This is a genomic window from Burkholderia sp. Tr-862 (assembly GCF_011753085.1).
GTDB classification, from domain to species: domain Bacteria; phylum Pseudomonadota; class Gammaproteobacteria; order Burkholderiales; family Burkholderiaceae; genus Burkholderia; species Burkholderia ambifaria.
In genome coordinates this window covers 1-20,162 of record NZ_VWWG01000121.1, presented here as the reverse complement: position 1 = coordinate 20,162, position 20,162 = coordinate 1, and the positions used below count along the sequence as shown (strand labels likewise).

At 68.4% G+C, this 20,162-nt stretch carries 19 protein-coding genes and 1 pseudogene; 16 read left to right on the top strand and 4 right to left on the bottom strand.

Features of this window, described 5'->3' with window-relative positions; genetic code table 11:
- From F3J14_RS35810 to F3J14_RS25245, 6 genes and pseudogenes are all read left to right on the top strand, one after another.
- Nucleotides 1–164: pseudogene (locus F3J14_RS35810) on the top strand (teicoplanin resistance protein VanZ); the annotation flags it as partial.
- Nucleotides 165–317: 153 nt separating this feature from the next.
- Entirely contained in the window at nucleotides 318–635 is a 318-nt protein-coding gene (locus tag F3J14_RS25265) for a (2Fe-2S) ferredoxin domain-containing protein (protein WP_166725304.1), read from the top strand.
- A gap of 13 nt (nucleotides 636–648) precedes the next feature.
- Nucleotides 649–1,293 carry an alpha/beta hydrolase gene (locus F3J14_RS25260; RefSeq protein WP_138847095.1) on the top strand — a complete coding sequence of 215 codons (645 nt, stop codon included), beginning with the start codon at nucleotides 649–651 and terminating at the stop codon, nucleotides 1,291–1,293.
- 500 nt (nucleotides 1,294–1,793) lie between these two features.
- Nucleotides 1,794–3,107 (top strand): D-alanyl-D-alanine carboxypeptidase family protein, encoded by a 1,314-nt coding sequence (locus F3J14_RS25255; protein ID WP_166725303.1) that lies wholly within the window; start codon nucleotides 1,794–1,796, stop codon nucleotides 3,105–3,107.
- Between the two features lie 48 nt (nucleotides 3,108–3,155).
- Nucleotides 3,156–4,082, top strand: coding sequence for a D-amino acid aminotransferase (locus F3J14_RS25250; protein WP_166725302.1), 927 nt, complete (start codon nucleotides 3,156–3,158; stop codon nucleotides 4,080–4,082).
- A complete protein-coding gene (locus F3J14_RS25245; protein ID WP_006760320.1) occupies nucleotides 4,082–4,390 on the top strand; it encodes a YbeD family protein in 309 nt (102 codons plus the stop codon). Before F3J14_RS25250 ends, F3J14_RS25245 begins: the two co-directional genes overlap by 1 nt.
- Nucleotides 4,391–4,675: 285 nt before the next feature.
- Here F3J14_RS25245 and F3J14_RS25240 read toward each other — a convergent pair whose 3' ends face one another.
- Nucleotides 4,676–5,647, bottom strand: a complete 972-nt coding sequence (locus tag F3J14_RS25240; protein ID WP_166725301.1) for a transcriptional regulator GcvA — start codon at nucleotides 5,645–5,647, stop codon at nucleotides 4,676–4,678.
- A gap of 102 nt (nucleotides 5,648–5,749) precedes the next feature.
- Between F3J14_RS25240 and F3J14_RS25235 the strand changes: the two genes are divergently transcribed.
- The 6 genes from F3J14_RS25235 (at nucleotide 5,750) to F3J14_RS25210 (ending at nucleotide 10,984) form a co-directional block, all read left to right on the top strand.
- Nucleotides 5,750–6,076, top strand: coding sequence for a DUF2917 domain-containing protein (locus F3J14_RS25235; protein WP_006760318.1), 327 nt, complete (start codon nucleotides 5,750–5,752; stop codon nucleotides 6,074–6,076).
- 83 nt (nucleotides 6,077–6,159) lie between these two features.
- Nucleotides 6,160–6,915, top strand: coding sequence for a lipoyl(octanoyl) transferase LipB (gene lipB / locus F3J14_RS25230; RefSeq protein WP_166725300.1), 756 nt, complete (start codon nucleotides 6,160–6,162; stop codon nucleotides 6,913–6,915).
- Nucleotides 6,908–7,900 (top strand): lipoyl synthase, encoded by a 993-nt coding sequence (gene lipA, locus F3J14_RS25225; RefSeq protein WP_006760316.1) that lies wholly within the window; start codon nucleotides 6,908–6,910, stop codon nucleotides 7,898–7,900. Before lipB ends, lipA begins: the two co-directional genes overlap by 8 nt.
- 256 nt (nucleotides 7,901–8,156) lie before the next feature.
- Complete coding sequence (gene tauA, locus F3J14_RS25220) at nucleotides 8,157–9,173, top strand: taurine ABC transporter substrate-binding protein (RefSeq protein WP_166725299.1); 1,017 nt, start codon at nucleotides 8,157–8,159, stop codon at nucleotides 9,171–9,173.
- Nucleotides 9,174–9,221: 48 nt separating this feature from the next.
- Nucleotides 9,222–10,019, top strand: coding sequence for an ATP-binding cassette domain-containing protein (locus F3J14_RS25215; protein WP_166725298.1), 798 nt, complete (start codon nucleotides 9,222–9,224; stop codon nucleotides 10,017–10,019).
- On the top strand, nucleotides 10,019–10,984 hold the full coding sequence (locus F3J14_RS25210) for an ABC transporter permease subunit (RefSeq protein WP_166725305.1): 966 nt from the start codon (nucleotides 10,019–10,021) through the stop codon (nucleotides 10,982–10,984). The genes F3J14_RS25215 and F3J14_RS25210 overlap by 1 nt, the downstream gene beginning before the upstream one ends.
- Before the next feature lie 126 nt (nucleotides 10,985–11,110).
- Here the strand turns inward: F3J14_RS25210 and F3J14_RS25205 are convergent, their stop codons facing one another.
- From F3J14_RS25205 to F3J14_RS25195, 3 genes are all read right to left on the bottom strand, one after another.
- Complete coding sequence (locus F3J14_RS25205; RefSeq protein WP_166725297.1) at nucleotides 11,111–11,746, bottom strand: LysE family translocator; 636 nt, start codon at nucleotides 11,744–11,746, stop codon at nucleotides 11,111–11,113.
- Nucleotides 11,747–11,897: 151 nt separating this feature from the next.
- Nucleotides 11,898–13,778, bottom strand: a complete 1,881-nt coding sequence (ggt, locus tag F3J14_RS25200; RefSeq protein WP_166725296.1) for a gamma-glutamyltransferase — start codon at nucleotides 13,776–13,778, stop codon at nucleotides 11,898–11,900.
- A gap of 70 nt (nucleotides 13,779–13,848) precedes the next feature.
- On the bottom strand, nucleotides 13,849–14,811 hold the full coding sequence (locus F3J14_RS25195; RefSeq protein ID WP_166725295.1) for a LysR family transcriptional regulator: 963 nt from the start codon (nucleotides 14,809–14,811) through the stop codon (nucleotides 13,849–13,851).
- 228 nt (nucleotides 14,812–15,039) lie between these two features.
- Here F3J14_RS25195 and F3J14_RS25190 point away from each other — a divergent pair, with 228 nt between their 5' ends.
- The 4 genes from F3J14_RS25190 to F3J14_RS25175 all read left to right on the top strand — a co-directional run.
- Nucleotides 15,040–17,175 (top strand): 3-hydroxyacyl-CoA dehydrogenase NAD-binding domain-containing protein, encoded by a 2,136-nt coding sequence (locus F3J14_RS25190; protein WP_166725294.1) that lies wholly within the window; start codon nucleotides 15,040–15,042, stop codon nucleotides 17,173–17,175.
- Nucleotides 17,176–17,204: 29 nt separating this feature from the next.
- Complete coding sequence (locus F3J14_RS25185; protein ID WP_166725293.1) at nucleotides 17,205–18,401, top strand: acyl-CoA dehydrogenase family protein; 1,197 nt, start codon at nucleotides 17,205–17,207, stop codon at nucleotides 18,399–18,401.
- A gap of 14 nt (nucleotides 18,402–18,415) precedes the next feature.
- Entirely contained in the window at nucleotides 18,416–19,561 is a 1,146-nt protein-coding gene (locus F3J14_RS25180) for an acyl-CoA dehydrogenase family protein (RefSeq protein ID WP_166725292.1), read from the top strand.
- 30 nt (nucleotides 19,562–19,591) lie between these two features.
- On the top strand, nucleotides 19,592–20,162 hold a 571-nt coding region (locus F3J14_RS25175), incomplete at its 3' end, for a CoA transferase (RefSeq protein WP_166725291.1).

Genomic DNA, 20,162 nt, shown 5'->3' with positions numbered 1-20,162 from the left:
TCAACCCGTTCTTCGACTTCACGCTGTCGGGCTGGCGGCAGGGCCGCTACGTGCACTTCAACAGCATCGCGCGCTGGCTCGCGTGGATCTGGCCCTACGCGGCGCTGATCTGGCTCGGCCAGCGGGTCGAGCACGCGTGGCTGCCGGCCGCGCTGCGGCGCTGAGGCGCTGACGCGGCACGCGGGGCAGGGTGGCACGGCCCGATCGCCGGCAGCGGCGCGCGCCGGTCGTTATAATCGTCCGCACATCCGTTGCCACGCGCAACGGCAATCGCCCCTCTTTCCGCCCGGCACCGCGTCGGGCCGCTCGTCACCATCATGGATTCCTACTACCAGCACCACGTCTTCTTCTGCCTGAATCAGCGCGAACCGGGCGCCGAGCGTCCGAGCTGCGCGCAATGCAATGCGCAGGCCATGCAGGAATACGCGAAAAAGCGCGTGAAGGAACTCGGCCTCGCGGGGCCGGGCAAGGTCCGCATCAACAAGGCCGGCTGCCTCGACCGTTGCGAGGAAGGGCCCGTGATGGTCGTGTATCCGGAGGGCACGTGGTACACGTACGTCGACCAGGCCGACATCGACGAGATCGTCGAATCGCACCTGCGCGACGGCAAGGTCGTCGACCGCCTGACGATCTGAGCGGGCCGGCCGAATGAACGTTCATACGCAGAAGTCGCTGATCGCCGGCCCGGCCGGGCAGATCGAAATCGCGGTCGACCTGCCGGACGCCGTGCGCGATGGTAGCGCCGCGCCGCGCGGGATCGCGCTCGTCGCGCACCCGCATCCGCTGTTCGGCGGCACGATGGACAACAAGGTCGCGCAAACGCTCGCGCGCACGCTGGTCCAGCTCAACTATGTGGTGTACCGGTCCAACTTCCGCGGCGTCGGCGCAACCGAGGGCGTGCACGACAACGGCATCGGCGAGGCTGACGACCTGCTCGCGGTGCTCGCGCACATGCGTGCGCAGCCGGCCCACGCGGAGCTGCCGCTCGTGCTCGCGGGCTTCTCGTTCGGCACCTTCGTGCTGTCGCATGTCGCGAAGCGGCTGCGCGACGCGGGCGAGACGATCGAGCGGATGGTGTTCGTCGGCACGGCCGCGAGCCGCTGGCAGGTCGCCGACGTGCCCGAGAACACGCTCGTGATCCACGGCGAAACCGACGACACGGTGCCGATCGGATCGGTCTACGACTGGGCGCGGCCGCAGGAACTGCCCGTCGTCGTGATCCCCGGCGCCGAGCACTTCTTCCATCGCAAGCTGCACGTGCTGAAGCGCATCATCGTCGACGCGTGGCGTTGATACGTTGATGCATTGATGCGTGTAGCGCGGCGCGCATCGTCGCTGCCGCGCCACCCCGATGCCGCCGCTCGCGCGGCATCTCGTCGCACCGTGTCGAACCCGGTCGCACATGCCCGCTGCCGCCGCGCGGCGACCCCGTCCTGCACCGCGCCCGCGCACGCGTTTCGCGCGGCTTCGCGCGCGATTGTCCGCCAGCGAAGCCGCGCTATCCTCCCGAAGCCCATGTGCGGCCACCCGCACGGTTCGCGAAAACGTCGTTCGCGGCCACGTATAATGGCCGCATTTCGCGTCGCCCGCGGCCCGGCCGGGCCCATGCGGCGCTCGTTTCGCCGCCTGTCAGCCCGCTCGCGACGGCCGCGAACCGAACGCGTCCGCATGAGTCCAACCGGCGCGTTTCGCGCCGTCCGACGCAGTCGGACGAATGCCCGGAACGCCCGCCGCCTTGCCGTTCAACCCTGCGCGTTTCGCGCCGCACTTTCTGCCACCAGCCTGAATCGATCATGCGTCTGTCTCCCCAAGGCCTCAAGTCCCTCGCTTCTTCCATCGCCTTCGGCACCGCCGCGCGCAACGTCGCGCTGGGCGTGATGCTGCCCGTTGCGCTCGCATCGACGATCGTCGTCGCCGAGGCTAAGCCGGCCGTTAAAGCCAAGGCCGCGCACGCAGCGCCGGCCGCCGCCGAGCAGTTCACCGGCGCGCCCGCGACCTTCATGCCGGGCGCGGTGCCGCCGCCGGGCGTGAACGCGCGCTCGTGGGTGCTCGTCGATGCGACGAGCAACACGGTGCTCGCATCGGGCAACGCCGACGAACGCGTCGAGCCCGCATCGCTCACGAAGCTGATGACGGCCTACCTGGTGTTCGAGGCGCTCGACAAGAAGAAGATCTCGATGGAGCAGATCATCACGCCGAGCGAGGCAGTGCGCCGTGTCGGCCTCGACGAGTCGCGCATGTTCATCGAGGCGAACAAGCCGGTGTCGGTGCACGACCTCGTGTACGGGATGATCATCCAGTCGGGCAACGACGCCGCGATCGCGCTGGCCGAACTGGTCGGCGGCAGCGAAGGTCAGTTCGTCACGCTGATGAACGCCGAGGCGCAGCGCCTCGGCATGAAGGGCACGCACTTCGCCGACGTGAACGGCATGCCCGATCCGAACCACTACACGACGGCCGGCGACCTCGCGAAGCTGTCCGCGCACCTGATCCGCGATTTTCCGCAGTACTACGGCATCTTCTCGGAGAAGGAATTCAAGTACAACAACATCCGCCAGGGCAACCGCAACCGGCTGCTGTGGCTGGATCCGACGGTCGACGGCCTGAAGACGGGCCATACGCAAGCGGCCGGCTACTGCCTGATCGCATCGGCCAAGCGCGCGATCCCGGGTGTCGACGGCCAGCGCCGTCTCGTGTCGGTGATGATGGGCGAGCCGAAGGAAGGCGAGCGCACGCAGGACAGCATGAAGATGCTGAACTACGGCTATAGCGCGTTCGACGCGGTGCGCCTGTTCAAGGGTGGCCAGGCGATGTCGACGCCGCGTATCTACAAGGGCAAGGAGAACACCGTGCAGGTCGGCGTGAAGAGCGACCAGTGGGTGACCGTGCCGCGCGGCCTGGGCGACAAGGTGAAGCCGGAAGTCGACGTCAACGCGCCGTTGATCGCGCCGCTCGCGGAAGGCCAGCAGGTCGGTACCGTGAAGCTCGTCGCCGACGGCAAGACGCTGTCGGAGTTCCCGGTCGTCGCGCTGCAGGCGGTGCCGGAAGCGGGTATCTTCGGGCGTATCTGGGACTCGATCCTGCTGATGTTCAGCAAGAAGAAGTAAGCGCGACGGGCCTTTGTTTTCACGACTTCATCCCCATCTGGTATAGCTATGAGCCAAGCCGAATTCGAACCGATCGTCTACCTCAGCGTGTCGTCGCAGGAGGAACTGGTGCCGCTGTCGCAAGCCCGCGTGCCGGTGCTCGACCGCGGGTTCATCTTCGGCGATGGCGTGTATGAAGTTGTCCCCGTTTATGCGCACGACGGCGCGCTCGTGCCGTTCCGGATCGAACAGCATCTGGACCGGCTCGCGCGCAGCCTGAAGAAGATCGGCATCGACAACCCGCACGACGCGGCCGGCTGGCGCGCGCTGATCGAGCGCGTGGTTGCCGCGAACGCGGAAGGCCTGGGCGACGGCAACGCGCTCGTCTACCTGCAGGTGACGCGCGGCGTCGCGAAGCGCGGCCACGCGTTCCCGGTGAATACGGTGCCGACGGTGTTCGCGATGACGAGCCCGCTGCGCCTGCCGTCGGACGAGGAGCGCGCGCGCGGCGTGCGCTGCGTGACGGCCGAGGATCGCCGCTGGCTGCATTGCGACATCAAGTCGATTTCGCTGCTGGGCAACGTGCTGATGGCACAGCATGCGGCCGAACGCGATGCGTTCGAGACGATCCAGCTGCGTGACGACAAGGTGACCGAAGGGTCGTCGTCGAACGTGTGGATCGTGAAGAACGGCGAGCTGATGGCGCCGCCGCGCAGCAACAAGATCCTCGAAGGGATCCGCTACGCGCTCGTCGAGGAGCTGGCCGATCAATGCGGGATTCCGTTCGTCGCGCGCGAGATCAGCGAGGTCGAGCTGCGCTCGGCGGACGAGATCATGATCACGTCGGCCACGAAGGAAATCCTGCCTGTCACGTCGCTCGACGAACTGCCCGTGCAGGGCGGCAAGCCGGGCCCCGTGTTCGCGGCGTTGTACGACGCGTACCAGCGTGCGAAAGCGCGCGAGTTTGAACAGTTTGACCTAACCCGGAGGAAATGATGAGCGAACCGACCAAAACCATCGAGGTCACCGGCGCGATCGATACCCGGAAGGAGTCGCTGCTGGAGTTTCCGTGCGATTTCCCGATCAAGATCATGGGCAAGGCGCACCCGGAATTCAAGGACACGATCTTCAAGGTCGTGGCCGTCCACGACAACGAGATCGACGTCGAGAAGATCGAGGAGCGTGTGTCGAGCGGCGGTAACTACACCGGCCTGACCATCACCGTGCGAGCGACGAGCCAGGAACAGCTCGATAACATCTACCGTGCACTGACCGGCCATCCGATGGTCAAGGTCGTGCTGTAGGGCCTGTTCCCGCTAATATCGGGCTTGCGCTGGCCCCCAGAAGGGCCAAGCGCAAGAAATGCGACGAAGCGAATACTCGACGTATTCGCAAGGAGCATGACGCAGCGATCGGCCCTTCCGGGGGCCAGCCCCACGAATGATTTTTCCAAACAGGGGAACGCGCCTTGCCGGCCGCATTGCGGCGGCGCGCGTCGCTTGGTTTGGCTCGGCCAAACGGCGCTCCTTGCTTCTTGCACTGCAGCCGGCAAGGCGCGTTCGCAAGCCCGTTATTAGCGGGAACAGGCCCTAGCCCTTCCATCCGCCTTCCTGCGCGCACTCGGCGGGGGTCTTCCCCGCCGCGCGCCGCGCATCCAGCTCGTCGCACAGCAGCTTGAATTGCGCGACTTCCTCGAGCATCCACGCCCTGAATGCCTGCACGCGCGGCGCGTTCAGCAGCGGCGGCGGACACACGAAAAAATAGTGCCACGGGCTCGCCCCGTCGATGTCGAACAGGCGCACGAGGCGCCCGTCGAGCAGGTCGTGCACCGCAAGCGAGCGCCGCACCAGCGCGATGCCCTGCCCCTCGATCGCGGCCAGCAGCAGGTTCGACGAATCCTGGTACAGAATCCCGCGTTTCGGCTCGGTCAGCGTGTCGAGCCCCGCCGCGTCGAACCACGGCCGCCACAGCTCGTCGTCCGAGCGCAGCAGGTTGTAGTGCACGAGATCGGCGGGCGTCTGCGGCAGCTTGCCGCCGTTCAACGTCGGCGCGCACGCCGGAAAGAACACTTCGTCGAACAGCGGCTCGACGTGCAGCCCCGGATAGTTGCCGAAGCCGAAGCGGATCGCGAGGTCGACGTCGTCGCGCGCGAAATCGGTCAGCGTGTTGGTCGACTGCAGTTCGACGTCGATTTCCGGATGCCGCTCGATGAACGTGCCGATGCGCGGCGTGACGAAGCGCGCGGCGAACGACGACAGCATCGACACCACCAGCCGCCGGTCGCGGTCGCTTGCCCGCACGTCGCGCGTCGCGTCGGCCAGCATCATTAGCGCGGTGCGCACCTGCTGCGCGTAGCGCATGCCGGCGCCGGTCAGGCACAGCCGCTTGCCGTTGCGCGCGAACAATTGCACGCCCAGCTCCTCCTCGAGCGCGCGCACCTGATGGCTGACCGCGCCGTGCGTGACGAAGAGTTCGTCGGCGGCGCGCGAGAAATTCTCGTGACGGGCGGCGGCTTCGAACGCACGGATGGCGTTCAGCGCAGGAAGTTGGCGGAGGTCCATTTGCTAATTTTCCTCACATCGACGTGAAAATTGGTCGTTTGGTCGGGCGCCTTTAAGTGACTACGATTGTAGCCATCGAAGCATTTATTGGCGGAGTCGATCATGCAAGAAATTTCTTCAAGCATCACATTCGAAATCCCCGCGGGCGAAACCGTGCCGATGAAGGTGCAACGCAGCACGCGTCTGACGGTGCAATGCGGGCCGGTCTGGGCGACGCGCAGCAACGACGTCGAAGACTACTTCCTGGTCGACGGCGAGACGCTCCGGTTGCGCCGCGGCGAGCGGTTGTGGCTCAGCGCGGAAAGCGGGCAGGGCGCCCATGTTGCGTTCTCGGTGTCGCGGCCGGCCGCGGAAGTCGCGCGCGGCGTGCTGGCGCGGCTGCGCAACCGCGTGAATGCGCTGCTCCACGACGGCTGGCGCACCGTCTGACGGACCTTTCCTCCGACGGATACCCGCGATCCGTCCGTTTCCACCGCCGGCGAGACGCATGGGTTTTCGGTAAACTACCGCCCATGTCCGTCTCGCCGGTTCCCATTGTGTCCACGCCCGTCGCCGTTTCCGAATCGCCCGCCGGGTCCCCGGTTCAGCCCGTCGCGCCGGTCACCGTGCGCTGGCGGGGCAGCGAGGCGTACGAGACGAGCTTCGACGCAATGCGTGCGTTCACCGACACGCGCACGGCCGACACCGGCGACGAAATCTGGGTCGTCGAGCATCCGCCCGTCTACACGCTCGGCCAGGCCGGCGACCCGGCCCACCTGCTGGTGGCCGACAGCGGCGTGCCGCTCGTCAAGGTCGACCGCGGTGGACAAATCACCTACCACGGCCCCGGCCAGATCGTCGTCTACCTGCTGCTCGACCTGCGCCGGCGCAAGCTGATGGTGCGCACGCTCGTGACGAAGATCGAGGAGGCCGTGATTGAAACCCTCGCGGCGTATAATCTCGCTTCGGTCCGCAAGGCGGGCGCGCCGGGAATCTACGTGGCATCCGGCGTGCACGAAGGCGCGAAGATCGCGGCCCTTGGGCTGAAGATCCGCAACGGCTGCAGCTATCACGGGCTGAGCCTGAACGTGAAGATGGATCTGCGCCCGTTCCTTGCGATCAACCCGTGCGGCTATGCCGGACTGGAAACCGTCGACATGGCGAGCCTCGAGGTTGCCGCCGACTGGAACGACGTCGCCCACACGCTGGTGGGGCGTCTGATTGCCAACCTCGATGGCGAATCCGCGGCCGCCGACAAGCCGCAGGCACTGGAACATTCGAATGACTGACGTTACCGCTTCCCCCGCACCGGCCGATTCGGCCGCGACCGCAGCCTACGATCCGACCGCCAAGCAGAAGGCGCAGGCGAAGACGGCGCGCATCCCGATCAAGGTCATTCCGATCGAGAAGCTGAAGAAGCCGGAGTGGATCCGCGTGAAGGCGGCCACCGGCAGTTCGCGCTTCAACGAGATCAAGACGATCCTGCGCGAGCACAACCTGCATACGGTGTGCGAGGAAGCGAGCTGCCCGAACATCGGCGAATGCTTCGGCAAGGGCACCGCGACGTTCATGATCATGGGCGACAAGTGCACGCGCCGCTGCCCGTTCTGCGACGTCGGCCACGGCCGCCCCGATCCGCTCGATGCGGATGAACCGAAGAATCTCGCGCGCACGATCGCCGCGCTGAAGCTCAAGTACGTGGTGATCACGAGCGTCGACCGCGACGACCTGCGCGACGGCGGCGCGGCCCACTTCGTCGAGTGCATCCGCGAAGTGCGCGAGCAGTCGCCGGAAACGCGCATCGAGATCCTGACGCCGGACTTCCGCGGCCGTCTCGACCGCGCGATCTCGATCCTGAACGCGGCGCCGCCCGACGTGATGAACCACAACCTCGAAACGGTGCCGCGCCTGTACAAGGAAGCGCGCCCGGGTTCGGACTACGCGCACTCGCTGAAGCTCTTGAAGGACTTCAAGGCACTGCATCCGGACGTCGCGACGAAGTCGGGCCTGATGGTCGGCCTCGGCGAGACGGAAGAGGAAATCCTGCAGGTGATGCGAGACCTGCGCGCGCACGACGTCGACATGCTGACGATCGGCCAGTATCTGCAGCCGTCGGAGCACCACCTGCCGGTGCGTGCGTACGTGCATCCGGATACGTTCAAGATGTACGAGGAAGAGGCGTACAAGATGGGCTTCACGCACGCGGCGGTTGGCGCGATGGTGCGTTCGAGCTATCACGCCGATCTGCAGGCGCATGGGGCCGGGGTGGTCTGAGCGCCGCATCCGCCTCTCTGCAGCAGTCACGCAGTCGAAGAAAAGCCCGCAGCGATGCGGGCTTTTTCGTTGGCGCGGCCGTCGCCCGCGCATGCGCACGACAATCGTCACCCGACTGGAGGCGCGATCCGGTTCAGCGTGGAAAGCAAAGCCGAAACGGCATCGATAGCTTCGCAGGATAAGTTCGCTCCCGCCGCACGCAAAGCTCCTATAGTCGGCTCTCCCGCAGCAATGCCCGCATTCGAAGGAGAGCCGCATGTCCCGTTTCCGCTTCATCCGCCGCGCCGTCGTCGCGCTGACCGCCTTTGCCGCGCTCGGCGCGGCGCACGCCGAATCGCGCGAAGTCGTGATCGCGTACCAGGACATGGTCGTGCCGTGGCGCTACGCGCAGGCGAGCGGTGAAGTGGAGAAGGCGACCGGCTACAAGGTCACGTTCCGCAAGCTCGACAGCGGCGCCGACGTGATCCGCGCGCTCGCGTCGGGCTCCGTGCAGCTCGGCGAGGCCGGCTCCAGCCCGATCGCGGCGGGCCTGTCGCAAGGGCTCGACATCTCGCTGTTCTGGGTGCTCGACAACATCAACGACGCCGAGGCGCTCGTCGCGCGCAACGGCTCCGGCGTGACCAGCATCGCCGCGCTGAAGGGCAGGAAGATCGGCGTGCCGTTCGTGTCGACGTCGCATTTCCATACGCTCGTCGCGCTGCAGGCCGCCGGCGTGAATCCGAACGACGTGAAGATCGTCAACCTGCGTCCGCCCGAGGTTGCGGCCGCCTGGACGCGCGGCGATATCGACGCGACCTACATCTGGGATCCGGTGCTCGCCAAGGTCAAGCAGTCGGGCACCGTGCTGACGACGTCGGGCCGGGTCGCGAAGGAAAGCGGCAAGGCGACCTTCGACGGCTTCGTCGTGAGCCGCAAGTTCGCGCGCGAGAATCCCGAGTTCGTCTCGCGCTTCGTGAAGGTGCTCGCGGCGGCCGACGCCGATTACCGTGCGCACACCGCCGCGTGGCAGGCCGGCTCGCCGCAGGTCGCGGCGGTCGCGAAGGTGTCGGGCGCGAACGCGCAGGACGTGCCGGCAAGCCTCGCGCTCTACGCGTTCCCGACGCCGGCCGAGCAGGCGTCGCCGACGTGGCTCGGCGGCGGTGCGCAGTCGGGCGCCGCGAAGTCGCTCGCGGCCACCGCGGCGTTCCTGAAATCGCAGGGCACGATCCAGGCGGTGCTCGCCGACTACTCGGTCGGCGTCGATCCGCAGTTCGTTCAGAAGGCCGCGCGCTGAGCGCGGTCGTTCAGGCATCCCAGGCCACTCATCGCGGAGCCCTCGATCATGAGCACGCTGGAAGTCCGTCAGGTATCGGTCTCTTATCCGGGCGAACGCGGTCGGCCGACGACGCAGGCACTCGCGCGCGTCGACCTGCGCATCGACTCCGGTGAATTCGTCGTCGCGCTCGGCGCGTCGGGGTGCGGGAAGACGACGCTGCTGAACTGCATGGCCGGCTTCGTCGCGCCGACGACGGGCGACGTGCGCGTCGACGGCGTGCCGGTCACGGGCCCCGGCGCCGATCGCGGCGTCGTGTTCCAGAAATACGCGTTGCTGCCGTGGCTCGACGTGCTCGAGAACGTCGCGCTCGGGCTGCGTTTCGCACGCGTGTCGAAGGCCGAACGCCAAGCGCGCTCGCGCGAGATGCTCGCGCTCGTCGGCCTCGAGCGCCATGCGCATGCGCGCGTGTACGAACTGTCGGGCGGGATGCAGCAGCGCGTCGGCATCGCGCGTGCGCTCGCGAGCGATCCGCGCGTGCTGCTGATGGACGAACCGATGGGCGCGCTCGACGCGATGACGCGCGGCACGATGCAGGCGCTCGTGCTCGACGTGTGGGCGCGTACCGGCAAGACGGTGTTCTTCATCACGCATGACGTCGAGGAGGCGCTGTTCCTCGCGACGCGACTCGTCGTGATGACGCCCGGCCCCGGCCGCGTCGCGGAGACCTTCGAGTTGCCGTTCGCGCGGCGCTACGTCGAATCGCGCGATGCGCGCGCGGTGAAGTCGTCGCCGGATTTCATCGAATGGCGCGAGCGGCTGATCGCGTACCTGCATCGCGACGAGGCGGTCGCGGAGAGCGCGTGATGCATGAGTTCGCGCGGCAGGGCGCGTCCGTCGGGCGCGGCCGGATCAGACCATTGCACAGGCAGGACGACATGAGCACGCAGGATTCGCGGGCGGCCGATCGAGCGGCCGCGGAGTTCGGGCACGATCGGCGCGCGACGCAGCGTCTCCACACGGCGCGTCCCGCACGCGCATCGCATCGCTACCGGTTGCCGGGGCAGGGCAGGACGGCGGCCTTGAGCGCGGCAACGGTCGCGGCGCTGGCCGTGCTGTGGTGGGTCGCGACGCATCGGCAGTGGCTGCCGCCGCTGTTCCTGCCTGCGCCGGAAGCGGTGTGGGCGGCGTTCGTCGACGCGTGGCAGGGCCGCATCCAGGGCGGCCTGCCGTTGTCGGAGCATCTGTTGTGGAGTGCCGCGCGCGTGTTCGGCGCGTTCGTGCTCGCGGCTGCGATCGGCGTGCCGGCCGGCATCCTGATGGGCGTGAGCCGCATCGCGCGCGGCGTGCTCGATCCGCTGCTGGAGTTCTACCGGCCGCTGCCGCCGCTCGCGTACCTGCCGCTCGTCGTGATCTGGTTCGGCATCGACGAGACGGCGAAGCTGGTCGTGATCTTCCTCGCGTGCTTCGCGCCGATCGCGATGGCCGCACGCGCGGGCGTGCGCGCGGCGACGGTCGAGCAAATCAATGCCGCGTATTCACTCGGCGGCACCTTCGCGCAGATCGTGCGCCACGTGGTGCTGCCGGCCGCGCTGCCGGAAATCCTCACCGGGCTGCGGATCGCGATCGGGTTCGGCTGGACGACGCTCGTCGCGGCCGAGATGGTCGCCGCGACCGCCGGGCTCGGACAGATGGTGCTCAACGCGTCGAGCTTCCTGCGCACCGATATCGTCGTGATGGGCATCCTGATCATCGGCGCGATCGCGTGGCTGTTCGATCTCGCGATGAGGTGGGTCGAAAGGCGGATCGTGCCGTGGAAGGGGAGGGGGTAAGCGCGGGTATCGCCCGGCATTGTGGCGATGGACAGGACGGGCGACTAGGGAGGGAATCCGGTTCGCCCCGTTGTGCATGCCTATTTCGATGCGGCGAGCATCGGTGCCGTCACGGGCGCGACCGGGTCATGCTGTCGTGCCGCGACGATAGAGGCTCAGTGCCACCGCCAGTCCGGCCAGCATGCCGGCGCAGCCGCGATTGAGCCATTTCAGCGCGCGTCCGGACATCGCTTTCATCACGTGATAGCCGCTCGCTGCGTAGATCGCCATCAACAGGATGTCGATCATGGCAGTGAGGACGGCCAGCGTAGCGTACTGGGCGGCGACGTTCGCTTCGGGCTGGATGAACTGAGGCAGGAAGGCCGAGAAAAACAGCAGCCCTTTCGGATTGGACAGCGCGACCAGCAGCGAACGCTTGAATGCCGACCGGCCGTTCCGTGCACCGTCGGCTGGCACGACGTCGGCCGACGGCAGCGTCGCGGGGGCGTGCCAGAGTGCCCATGCGAGATAAAGCAGATACACGGCGCCCGCCCACTTCAGCATCACGAACAGGTGCTCCGACGCTTGCATGATCGCGCCGAGGCCACATCCGACCGCACCGATCAGGATCAGGTCCGACAGCGCGGCACCGGCGATTCCGTAAGCCGCGATGCGCAGGCCGCGCGTGGCGCCGTTGTTCAGTGCCAGCAGCATCGTGGGGCCTGGCGTGACCGTCACGGCGGATACTGTGATGACGTACAGCAGGAGTGTCGTCGAGTTCATGTCGCGGCTTCTGAACGGGTAGCGGAAGCCGTCAGTTTAATACTGACCGGATGAGCGGCAAGGGGGCACTCCGCGTCCGTTCACCAGGCGGATTCCGCTGCCGGGGCGCACACGCGAGTCGAGCGGCGCGCGGGGGCGCCGCTCATCGCCCTCAATCCCCCATCGCCACGCCTTCCCGCCGCGGATCCGCGCCGCCGAACCACACCGTCTGTCCCTGCACGTTCAGCCGCTGGATCCCCTGCAATCCCGAGTTCAACTCGACGACCTGCACGTCGTGCCCGCGTCCCTTCAGCCCGTCGACGAGCGCGTCCGACACGCGGCCGCGCTCGAGCTGCGTCGGCCCGTTCGTCGACCCGAAGTTCGGCAGCGCGATCGCCTGCTGCATCGTCATCCCCCAGTCGAGCACGCCGATCAGCGTTTTCGCGACGTGGTTGATGATCGCGGGGCCGCCGGCCGAACCGACGATCATCGTCACCTGCTTCGTCTTCTGGTCGAACACGAGCTCCGGCGACATCGCCGAGCGCGGCCGCTTGCCGGGTTGCACGCGGTTCGCGACCGGCCGGCCGTTCTCGCTCGACACGAACGAGAAATCGGTGAGCTGGTTGTTCAGCATGAAGCCGCGCACCATCAGCCGCGAACCGAACGCGTCCTCGACGCTGGTCGTCATCGACAGCGCCTGACCGTAGCGGTCGACGATCGCGATGTCGGAGGTCGACGGCAATTCGGGGCTGCGGTCGTCGGCCAGCGCGAGCGTCGCGCCCTGCGGCGTGCCGGCCTGCGCGACGCCCATGCTGTTGTCGCCGATCAGGCGCGCACGCTGCGCGAGATAGGTCTTGTCGGTGAGGCTCGCCCAGCTGCCGCCCGGCAGCGGCGCGAAATCGGGATCGGCGACGTAGCGCGCGCGGTCCGCGAACGCGAGGCGCCCGGCCTCGCTGAACAGATGGGTGGCGAACGGCGTCGGCTCGTAGCCGACCTCGTTGCGCACCGGCTTCTGCGCGCCGATCTGCTGCCAGTCGGGCATCGCCTGGAGGATGCCGAGCATCTGCGCGATCGCGAGGCCGCCCGACGACGGCGGCGGCATCCCGCACACCACCGAGCGCCGGTAGTCGGTACACAGCGGCGCACGCACCTTCGCCTTGTAGCGCGCGAGATCCTGCAGCGACAGCAGACCCGGATTGGTCGGGTGCTTGCGCACCTTCGCGACGATGTCGCGCGCGATCGCGCCGGTGTAGAACGCGTTCGCGCCGCGGTCGGCGACCTGGCGCAGGACGGTCGCGAGCGCGGGGTTCTTCAGCACGGTGCCAGCCGCCTTCGGCGTGCCGTCGTTGTTGTAGAAGTACGCGCGCGCGGCCGGGTCGTTCATCAGGTACTTGTCGTTCGCGATCAGCATCGCCAGCCGCGGGCTGATCGTGAAACCGTGCTCGGCGAGCCGGATCGCGGGCTGGAACAGCCGGCGCCACGGCAGCTTGCCGTGCGCGCGATGCGCGGCGTCGAGCATCCGCAGCACGCCCGGCGTGCCGACCGAGCGCCCGCCGACGACACCTTCGTAGAAGCGCATCGGCTGGCCGGTCGGCCCGTAGAACAGGCGGTCGGTGGCGGCGGCCGGCGCGGTCTCGCGGCCGTCGTATGCCTGCGTCGCGTGGCCGTCGAAGTACAGCATGAACGCGCCGCCGCCGAGCCCCGACGATTGCGGCTCGACGAGCGCGAGCACCATCTGCGTCGCGATCGCCGCGTCGATCGCGGTGCCGCCGGCCTTCAGCATGTCGTAGCCGGCCTGCGTCGCGAGCGGGTTCGCGGCCGCGATCATCGCGTGCTGCGAGGTCCAGCCCGGCTTGTCGGTCCAGCCCGACGACAGTTCGGGCGGGTGAACGCCGGGCAGCGGCACCGCGGCGCCCGACGCGGCGGCGACCGGGACGACGGCGCCCGACGGCGCGGACGGGGACGTGCAGCCGGCACCGAAGGCGACGAGCGCGAGTGCGACTGCGGCGGCGAGCGTCCAGGGACGCGAATGCGGACGAATCCGGTCGAACATTGAACCCTCGGCAACAGTGAATTCGAAGGAGGCGGCGTGTGCGCGGCACGCGCTCCGCACGGGCGGCGCGCTATTGTCGCCGCGGGCCCGGCGGGTTGTCATCCGACAGGAAACCCTGACGCATCGCGCCCGGCCCGCCCCGGCCGGTCTTTCCGGCCTGTTCGAGGATGAACTCTATGAACGTTGCAGTCGCACGCGTGTGGTGCCGGTTCGGCATGTACAGCATGTACATGTGCGTGCCGAAGATGCTGAGCCGATACGCGTCGAGCGACGTGATGACCGTGCCGCGCCGCATGTCGTCCTGCATCACGTAGTCGGGCACGATGCCGACGCCGATCCCGGCGAGGATCGCCTGGCGCAGGAACAGGAAGTTCTCCGAAATCAGCGTCGGCTCGAGCAGCACCTCGTGGCGCTCGTCGCCGAGATACGCGGCGATCCGCAACTGCCGCCCCATCACCGTCGCGGTGACGACCGGCGCGGCGGCCAGCGCGCCGAGGCTCGCCGGCATGCCGTGCGCGGCCGCGAACGCGGCCGACGCGCACGCTACGTAGCGCACCGCCCCCATGTCGCGCGCGACGAGGTTCTGCGGCGGCTCGGGCATCACGCGCACCGCGATGTCGATCTCGTCGCGCATCAGGTCTTCGACGCGATTCTCGAACACCACGTCGAGCACGATGCCCGGATGCAGCCGCTTGAACGCGAGCAGCCAGTCGGACATCACCATCTGCCCGTAGCCGCTCGGCACCGACAGCCGCACGCGGCCCTGCAGGTCCTGGCCGAGCGTCGTCACCGATTCCTGCGCGGCGAGCAGTTCGTTGCGGATGCGCCGGCCGTGCTCGTACAGCTTCAGCCCGATCTCGGTCGGCTCGATGCGGCGCGTCGTGCGGCGCACGAGCTGCTGGCCGATCGAGCGTTCGAGCTGGTTCAGCCGGTAGCTGATGTTCGCGCGACTCACCTTGAGCCGCTGGGCGGCCTTGCTCAGATTGCCCGCGTCGAGGATCTCGACGAGCAGCGTCAGCGCGTTCAGGTCCATGTCCGGTGTCTCCTGATCCGTCCCGTTTAACGGTTCGAAAGCATTCAATGTCAAGTCAGACTTGACAGCTTGTAAAGGCATGCGGGAATTGTCAATGAATCTCGATCAATCGAGAATCGAGTCATGCCCGGCAACCACGCCGGATCGTTTCCCGCCGCGCGGGATCCCGGAACCGGCGCCGCCGGCCCGTCCCGCGGCTGCCGCCCGGCGTACCGCACTGGAGACACGATGAATTCAACCGCTTCCCCCGAACCCTCCCGCGCCGGCACCGTCACGCGCGAACGGCGCGACAAGGTGCTCGTCGTCACGATCGACCATCCGCCCGTCAACGCGTTGTCCGCCGACGTGCGGCGCGGCCTTTCCGACGCGCTCGACGCCGCGCAGACCGACGACGCGATCCGCGCGGTGCTGATCGTCGGCGCCGGCCGCAACTTCATCGCGGGCGCCGACATCCGCGAATTCGGCAAGCCGCCGGTGCCGCCGTCGCTGCCCGACGTGTGCGAGCGGATCGAGTCGAGCGCGAAGCCGGTCGTGGTCGCGCTGCACGGCGCGACGCTCGGCGGCGGCCTCGAGGTCGCGCTCGCCGCGCATTACCGGCTCGCGGTGCCCGGCGCGAAGCTGGGGCTGCCCGAAGTCACGCTCGGCCTGCTGCCCGGCGCGGGCGGCACGCAGCGCGCGCCGCGCCTGATCGGCGCGAAGGCCGCGCTCGACCTGATGCTGACGGGGCGTCACGCGAGCGCCGACGAAGCGCTCGCGCTCGGCCTCGTCGACCGCCTCGCGCACAGCGACGACACGCTTGCCGAAGGCCTGGCCTATGCGCAGGAACTCGTGTCGCTCGGCGCGCCGGCACGGCGCACGCGCGATGCGCGGGGGCTTGCCGATCGCGCGAGCGCGCAGGCCGCGATTGACGCGGCGCGCGCCGACTTGCCGAAGAAGTCGCGCGGCCTGTTCTCGCCGGCGAAGATCGTCGACGCGGTCGAGGCCGCGCTCACGCAGTCGTTCGACGCGGGGATGAAGCTCGAACGCAGCCTGTTCCTGCAGTGCATCGACAGCCCGCAGCGCGCGGGCCTCGTGCACGCGTTCTTCGCGGAGCGCGAGGCGGCGAAGGCGCCCGAGGCGCGCCGCGCGAGCGCGCGTCCGGTCGAGCGGATCGGCGTGGTCGGCGGCGGCACGATGGGCGCGGGGATCGCGGTCGCGGCGCTCGATGCCGGGTTGCCCGTGACGATGATCGAGCGCGACGAAGCGTCGCTCGCACGCGGCCGCGCGCACGTCGAGAAGGTCTACGACGGTCTGGTCGCGAAGGGCCGGATGACGCCGGCCGCGCATGCGGCGCGGCTCGCGCGCTTCAAGGGCAGCACGTCGTACGACGCGCTCGCGCAGGCCGACGTCGTGATCGAGGCCGTGTTCGAGGACATGGCCGTGAAGAAGGCGGTGTTCGCCGAACTCGCGCGCGTGTGCAAGCCGAGCGCGGTGCTCGCGACCAACACGTCGTATCTCGACATCGACGAACTGGCGGCCAGCATCGACCGTCCGGCCGACGTGATCGGCCTGCATTTCTTCTCACCGGCCAACGTGATGAAGCTGCTCGAGATCGTCGTGCCGGCACGCGTGAGTGCGGAGGTCGTCGCGACGGCGTTCGCGCTCGCGAAGCAGCTGAAGAAGACGCCGGTGCGCGCGGGCGTGTGCGACGGCTTCATCGGCAACCGGATCCTCGCGGTCTACCGCACCGCGGCCGACTACCTGATGGAGGACGGCGCGTCGCCGTATCAGATCGATCGCGCGGTGCGCGAATTCGGCTTTCCGATGGGACCGTTCCAGGTCGTCGACCTCGCGGGCGGCGACATCGGCTGGGCGACCCGCAAGCGCCGCGCGGCGACGCGCGACCCGCGCGCACGCTACGTGGAAATTTCCGACCGGCTGTGCGAGCGCGGCTGGTTCGGGCAGAAGACCGCGCGCGGCTACTACCTGTATCCGGACGGCGCGCGCGCCGGCACGCCGGACCCGGAAGTCGAGGCCATCGTCGCCGACGAGCGCGCGAAGAAGGGCATCACGCCGCGCGCGTTCACCGACGACGAGATCCTGCGCCGCTACCTCGCCGCGATGATCAACGAAGGCGCGAACGTCGTGCACGAGAAGATCGCGCTGCGCCCGCTCGACGTCGACGCGGTGTTCCTGCACGGCTACGGCTTCCCGCGTTATCGCGGCGGCCCGATGCACTACGCGGACACGGTCGGCCTGGCGAACGTGCTCGCCGACATTCGCGCGTTCGCGCAGGAGGATCCGCTGTTCTGGAAGCCTTCGCCGCTGATCGTCGAGCTGGTCGAGCGCGGCGCGGATTTCGCGAGCCTGAACTACATCGACTGAACGCCCACCGCCTTCGCAACGGACTTACGATGGACCTCAATTTCACTCCCGAAGAGGAAGCGTTCCGCGCCGACGTGCAGCGCTTCCTCGCCGCCGAACTGCCGGCGCGCACCGCGCGCAAGGTGAAGGGCGGCCTGCATCTGACGCGCGACGACATGCGCGAATGGCACGCGATCCTGAACGCCCGCGGCTGGCTCGCGAGCCACTGGCCGCGCGAGTACGGCGGCCCCGGCTGGAGCGTCGCGCAGAAATTCCTGTTCGACAACGAATGCGCGCTCGCGGGCGCGCCGCGCATCGTCCCGTTCGGCGTCAACATGCTCGGGCCCGTGCTGATCAAGTACGGCAGCGAAGCGCAGCAGCGCCACTGGCTGCCGCGCATTCTCGACGGCACCGACTGGTGGTGCCAGGGCTATTCGGAGCCGGGCGCCGGTTCCGATCTCGCGTCGGTGAAGACGAGCGCGGTACGCCACGGCGATCACTACGTCGTGAACGGCCAGAAGACGTGGACCACGCTCGGTCACTACGCGAACATGATCTTCTGTCTCGTGCGCACCGCGACCGACGTGCGCAAGCAGGAGGGCATCAGCTTCCTGCTGATCGACATGAACACGCCGGGTGTCGAAGTGCGTCCGATCATCACGTTCGACGGCGAGCACGAGGTGAACGAAGTGTTCTTCACCGACGTGCGCGTGCCCGTGGAGAACCTGGTCGGCGAAGAGAACCGCGGCTGGACCTGCGCGAAATACCTGCTCACGTACGAGCGCACCAACATCGCCGGCATCGGCTTCTCGACGGCCGCGCTCGAGCGGCTGCGCGCGGTGGCCGCGAAGGTCACGAAGAACGGCCGGCCGCTCGCGGACGACCCGTTCTTCGCGGCGCGCGTCGCGCGCGTCGAGATCGAACTCGAGAACATGCGCACGACCAACCTGCGCGTGCTGGCCGCGGTCGCGGGCGGCGGCGTGCCGGGGGCCGAGAGCTCGATGCTGAAGATCCGCGGCACGCAGATCCGCCAGGAGATCACCGCGCTGATGCGCCGCGCGATGGGGCCGTATGCGCAGCCGTTCGTCGACGATGCGCTCGACGGCGATCACGACGGCGAGCCGATCGGCCCGGAGGAGGCCGCGAGCGCCGCGCAGCAGTACTTCAACAACCGCAAGCTGTCGATCTTCGGCGGCTCGAACGAGATCCAGAAGAACATCATCGCGAAGATGATGCTCGGGCTGTAACGAGGGACGCGACGATGGATTTCCAGCACACAGAAGACCGCCGGATGCTGGCGGACACGTTGAACCGCTTCATCGCCGAACAGTACGCGTTCCCGGTGCGCGATCGCATCGCGCAGTCGGCCGACGGGTTCGATCGCACGATGTGGCGGCGCTTCGCCGAACTGGGCGCGGTCGGCGCGCTGTTTGCCGAGGCCGACGGCGGCTTCGGCGGCGCGGGCTTCGACATCGCCGTGGTGTTCGAATGCCTCGGGCGCGGGCTCGTCGTCGAGCCATTCCTCGGCGCGCTGCTCGCCGGCCGCGCACTGTCGCTCGCCGGCGGCGCCGCGCATCGCGAGCGGCTTGCCGCGCTGATCGACGGCAGCGCGAGCGCCGCGTTCGCGCACGACGAGCCGGGCTCGCACTACGAACTGACGACGGTGCGCACGCGCGCCGAGCGTGCCGGCGACGGCTGGGTGCTGACAGGCGCGAAGGGCGTCGTCGACCAGGCCGCGCAGGCGGCGTTCTTCGTCGTCAGCGCGCGCGTGTCCGGTCACGACGACGACGCGGCCGGCATCGGGCTGTTCGTCGTGCCGGCCGACGCGCCGGGCGTGTCGCTGCGCGACTACCGGAAGATCGATGGCGGCCGCGCGGCCGAAGTGCGTTTCGAGCGCGTCGCGCTGCCGGCCGATGCCGCGCTCGGCGCGCCGAATGCGCACGACGGCGAAGCGGGCGCCGCGCTGCTCGAACGCGTGCTCGGCTACGGGCTGCTCGCGCTGTCGGCCGAAGCGCTCGGCGCAATGGATATCGCGAAGGAGTACACGCTCGACTACCTGCGCACGCGCAAGCAGTTCGGGATGCCGATCGGCAGCTTCCAGGCGCTGCAGCACCGGATGGCTGACCTGCTGCTGGAAGTCGAGCAGGCGCGCTCGGCGGTGATCAACGCGGCCGCGCAGCTCGATGCGCCGCGTGCGGTGCGCGAGCGCGCGCTCGCGGCGGCCAAGTACAGCATCGGCCGGATCGGCACGCTGGTCGCCGAGGAAAGCATCCAGCTGCACGGCGGGATCGGGATGACGTGGGAGCTGCCGCTGTCGCACTACGCGAAGCGGCTGGTGATGATCGATCACCAGCTCGGCGACGAGGATCATCATCTCGCGCGCTATATCGCGCTGTCGAAACAGTAAAGACGAACGACGCGAATGGAGGAGACAACGATGACGAACGACCTGCGCGCATTGCCGCTGGCCGGCGTGAAGGTGCTCGATTTCTCGCGCGTGCTCGCGGGCCCGTGGAGCGCGATGGTGCTCGCCGATTTCGGCGCGGACGTGATCAAGATCGAGCATCCGGCGCGCGGCGACGACACGCGCGACTGGGGGCTGCGGATCGGCGACACCGAGACGACCTACTTCAACAGCGTGAACCGCAGCAAGCGGTCGATCTGCGTCGACCTGCAGACGGAAGCCGGGCGGCGCATCGCGCGCGAGCTCGCCGCGCAGGCCGACGTGCTGATCCACAACTTCAAGGCGGGCGGCGCGGAAAAGCTCGGGCTCGGCTACGACGCGCTGGCCGAGCTGAATCCGCGGCTCGTGCATTGCGCGATCTCGGGCTACGACCGTTCCGGCCCGGAGGCCGCGCGGCCCGGCTACGACCTCGTCGTGCAGGGCGAGGCGGGGCTGATGGCGCTGAACGGCGAGGCCGACCAGCCGCCGCTGAAGTTCGGCGTCGCGGCGGTCGACCTGTTCACCGGCATGTATTCGGCGCAGGCGATCCTCGCCGCGCTGTACG

Coding starts and splice junctions, on each gene's coding strand:
- F3J14_RS25265 (WP_166725304.1), top strand. CDS start 318: ATGGATTCCTACTACCAGCACCACGTCTTCTTCTGCCTGAATCAGCGC.
- F3J14_RS25260 (WP_138847095.1), top strand. CDS start 649: ATGAACGTTCATACGCAGAAGTCGCTGATCGCCGGCCCGGCCGGGCAG.
- F3J14_RS25255 (WP_166725303.1), top strand. CDS start 1,794: ATGCGTCTGTCTCCCCAAGGCCTCAAGTCCCTCGCTTCTTCCATCGCC.
- F3J14_RS25250 (WP_166725302.1), top strand. CDS start 3,156: ATGAGCCAAGCCGAATTCGAACCGATCGTCTACCTCAGCGTGTCGTCG.
- F3J14_RS25245 (WP_006760320.1), top strand. CDS start 4,082: ATGAGCGAACCGACCAAAACCATCGAGGTCACCGGCGCGATCGATACC.
- F3J14_RS25240 (WP_166725301.1), bottom strand. CDS start 5,647: ATGGACCTCCGCCAACTTCCTGCGCTGAACGCCATCCGTGCGTTCGAA.
- F3J14_RS25235 (WP_006760318.1), top strand. CDS start 5,750: ATGCAAGAAATTTCTTCAAGCATCACATTCGAAATCCCCGCGGGCGAA.
- lipB (WP_166725300.1), top strand. CDS start 6,160: ATGTCCGTCTCGCCGGTTCCCATTGTGTCCACGCCCGTCGCCGTTTCC.
- lipA (WP_006760316.1), top strand. CDS start 6,908: ATGACTGACGTTACCGCTTCCCCCGCACCGGCCGATTCGGCCGCGACC.
- tauA (WP_166725299.1), top strand. CDS start 8,157: ATGTCCCGTTTCCGCTTCATCCGCCGCGCCGTCGTCGCGCTGACCGCC.
- F3J14_RS25215 (WP_166725298.1), top strand. CDS start 9,222: ATGAGCACGCTGGAAGTCCGTCAGGTATCGGTCTCTTATCCGGGCGAA.
- F3J14_RS25210 (WP_166725305.1), top strand. CDS start 10,019: ATGCATGAGTTCGCGCGGCAGGGCGCGTCCGTCGGGCGCGGCCGGATC.
- F3J14_RS25205 (WP_166725297.1), bottom strand. CDS start 11,746: ATGAACTCGACGACACTCCTGCTGTACGTCATCACAGTATCCGCCGTG.
- ggt (WP_166725296.1), bottom strand. CDS start 13,778: ATGTTCGACCGGATTCGTCCGCATTCGCGTCCCTGGACGCTCGCCGCC.
- F3J14_RS25195 (WP_166725295.1), bottom strand. CDS start 14,811: ATGGACCTGAACGCGCTGACGCTGCTCGTCGAGATCCTCGACGCGGGC.
- F3J14_RS25190 (WP_166725294.1), top strand. CDS start 15,040: ATGAATTCAACCGCTTCCCCCGAACCCTCCCGCGCCGGCACCGTCACG.
- F3J14_RS25185 (WP_166725293.1), top strand. CDS start 17,205: ATGGACCTCAATTTCACTCCCGAAGAGGAAGCGTTCCGCGCCGACGTG.
- F3J14_RS25180 (WP_166725292.1), top strand. CDS start 18,416: ATGGATTTCCAGCACACAGAAGACCGCCGGATGCTGGCGGACACGTTG.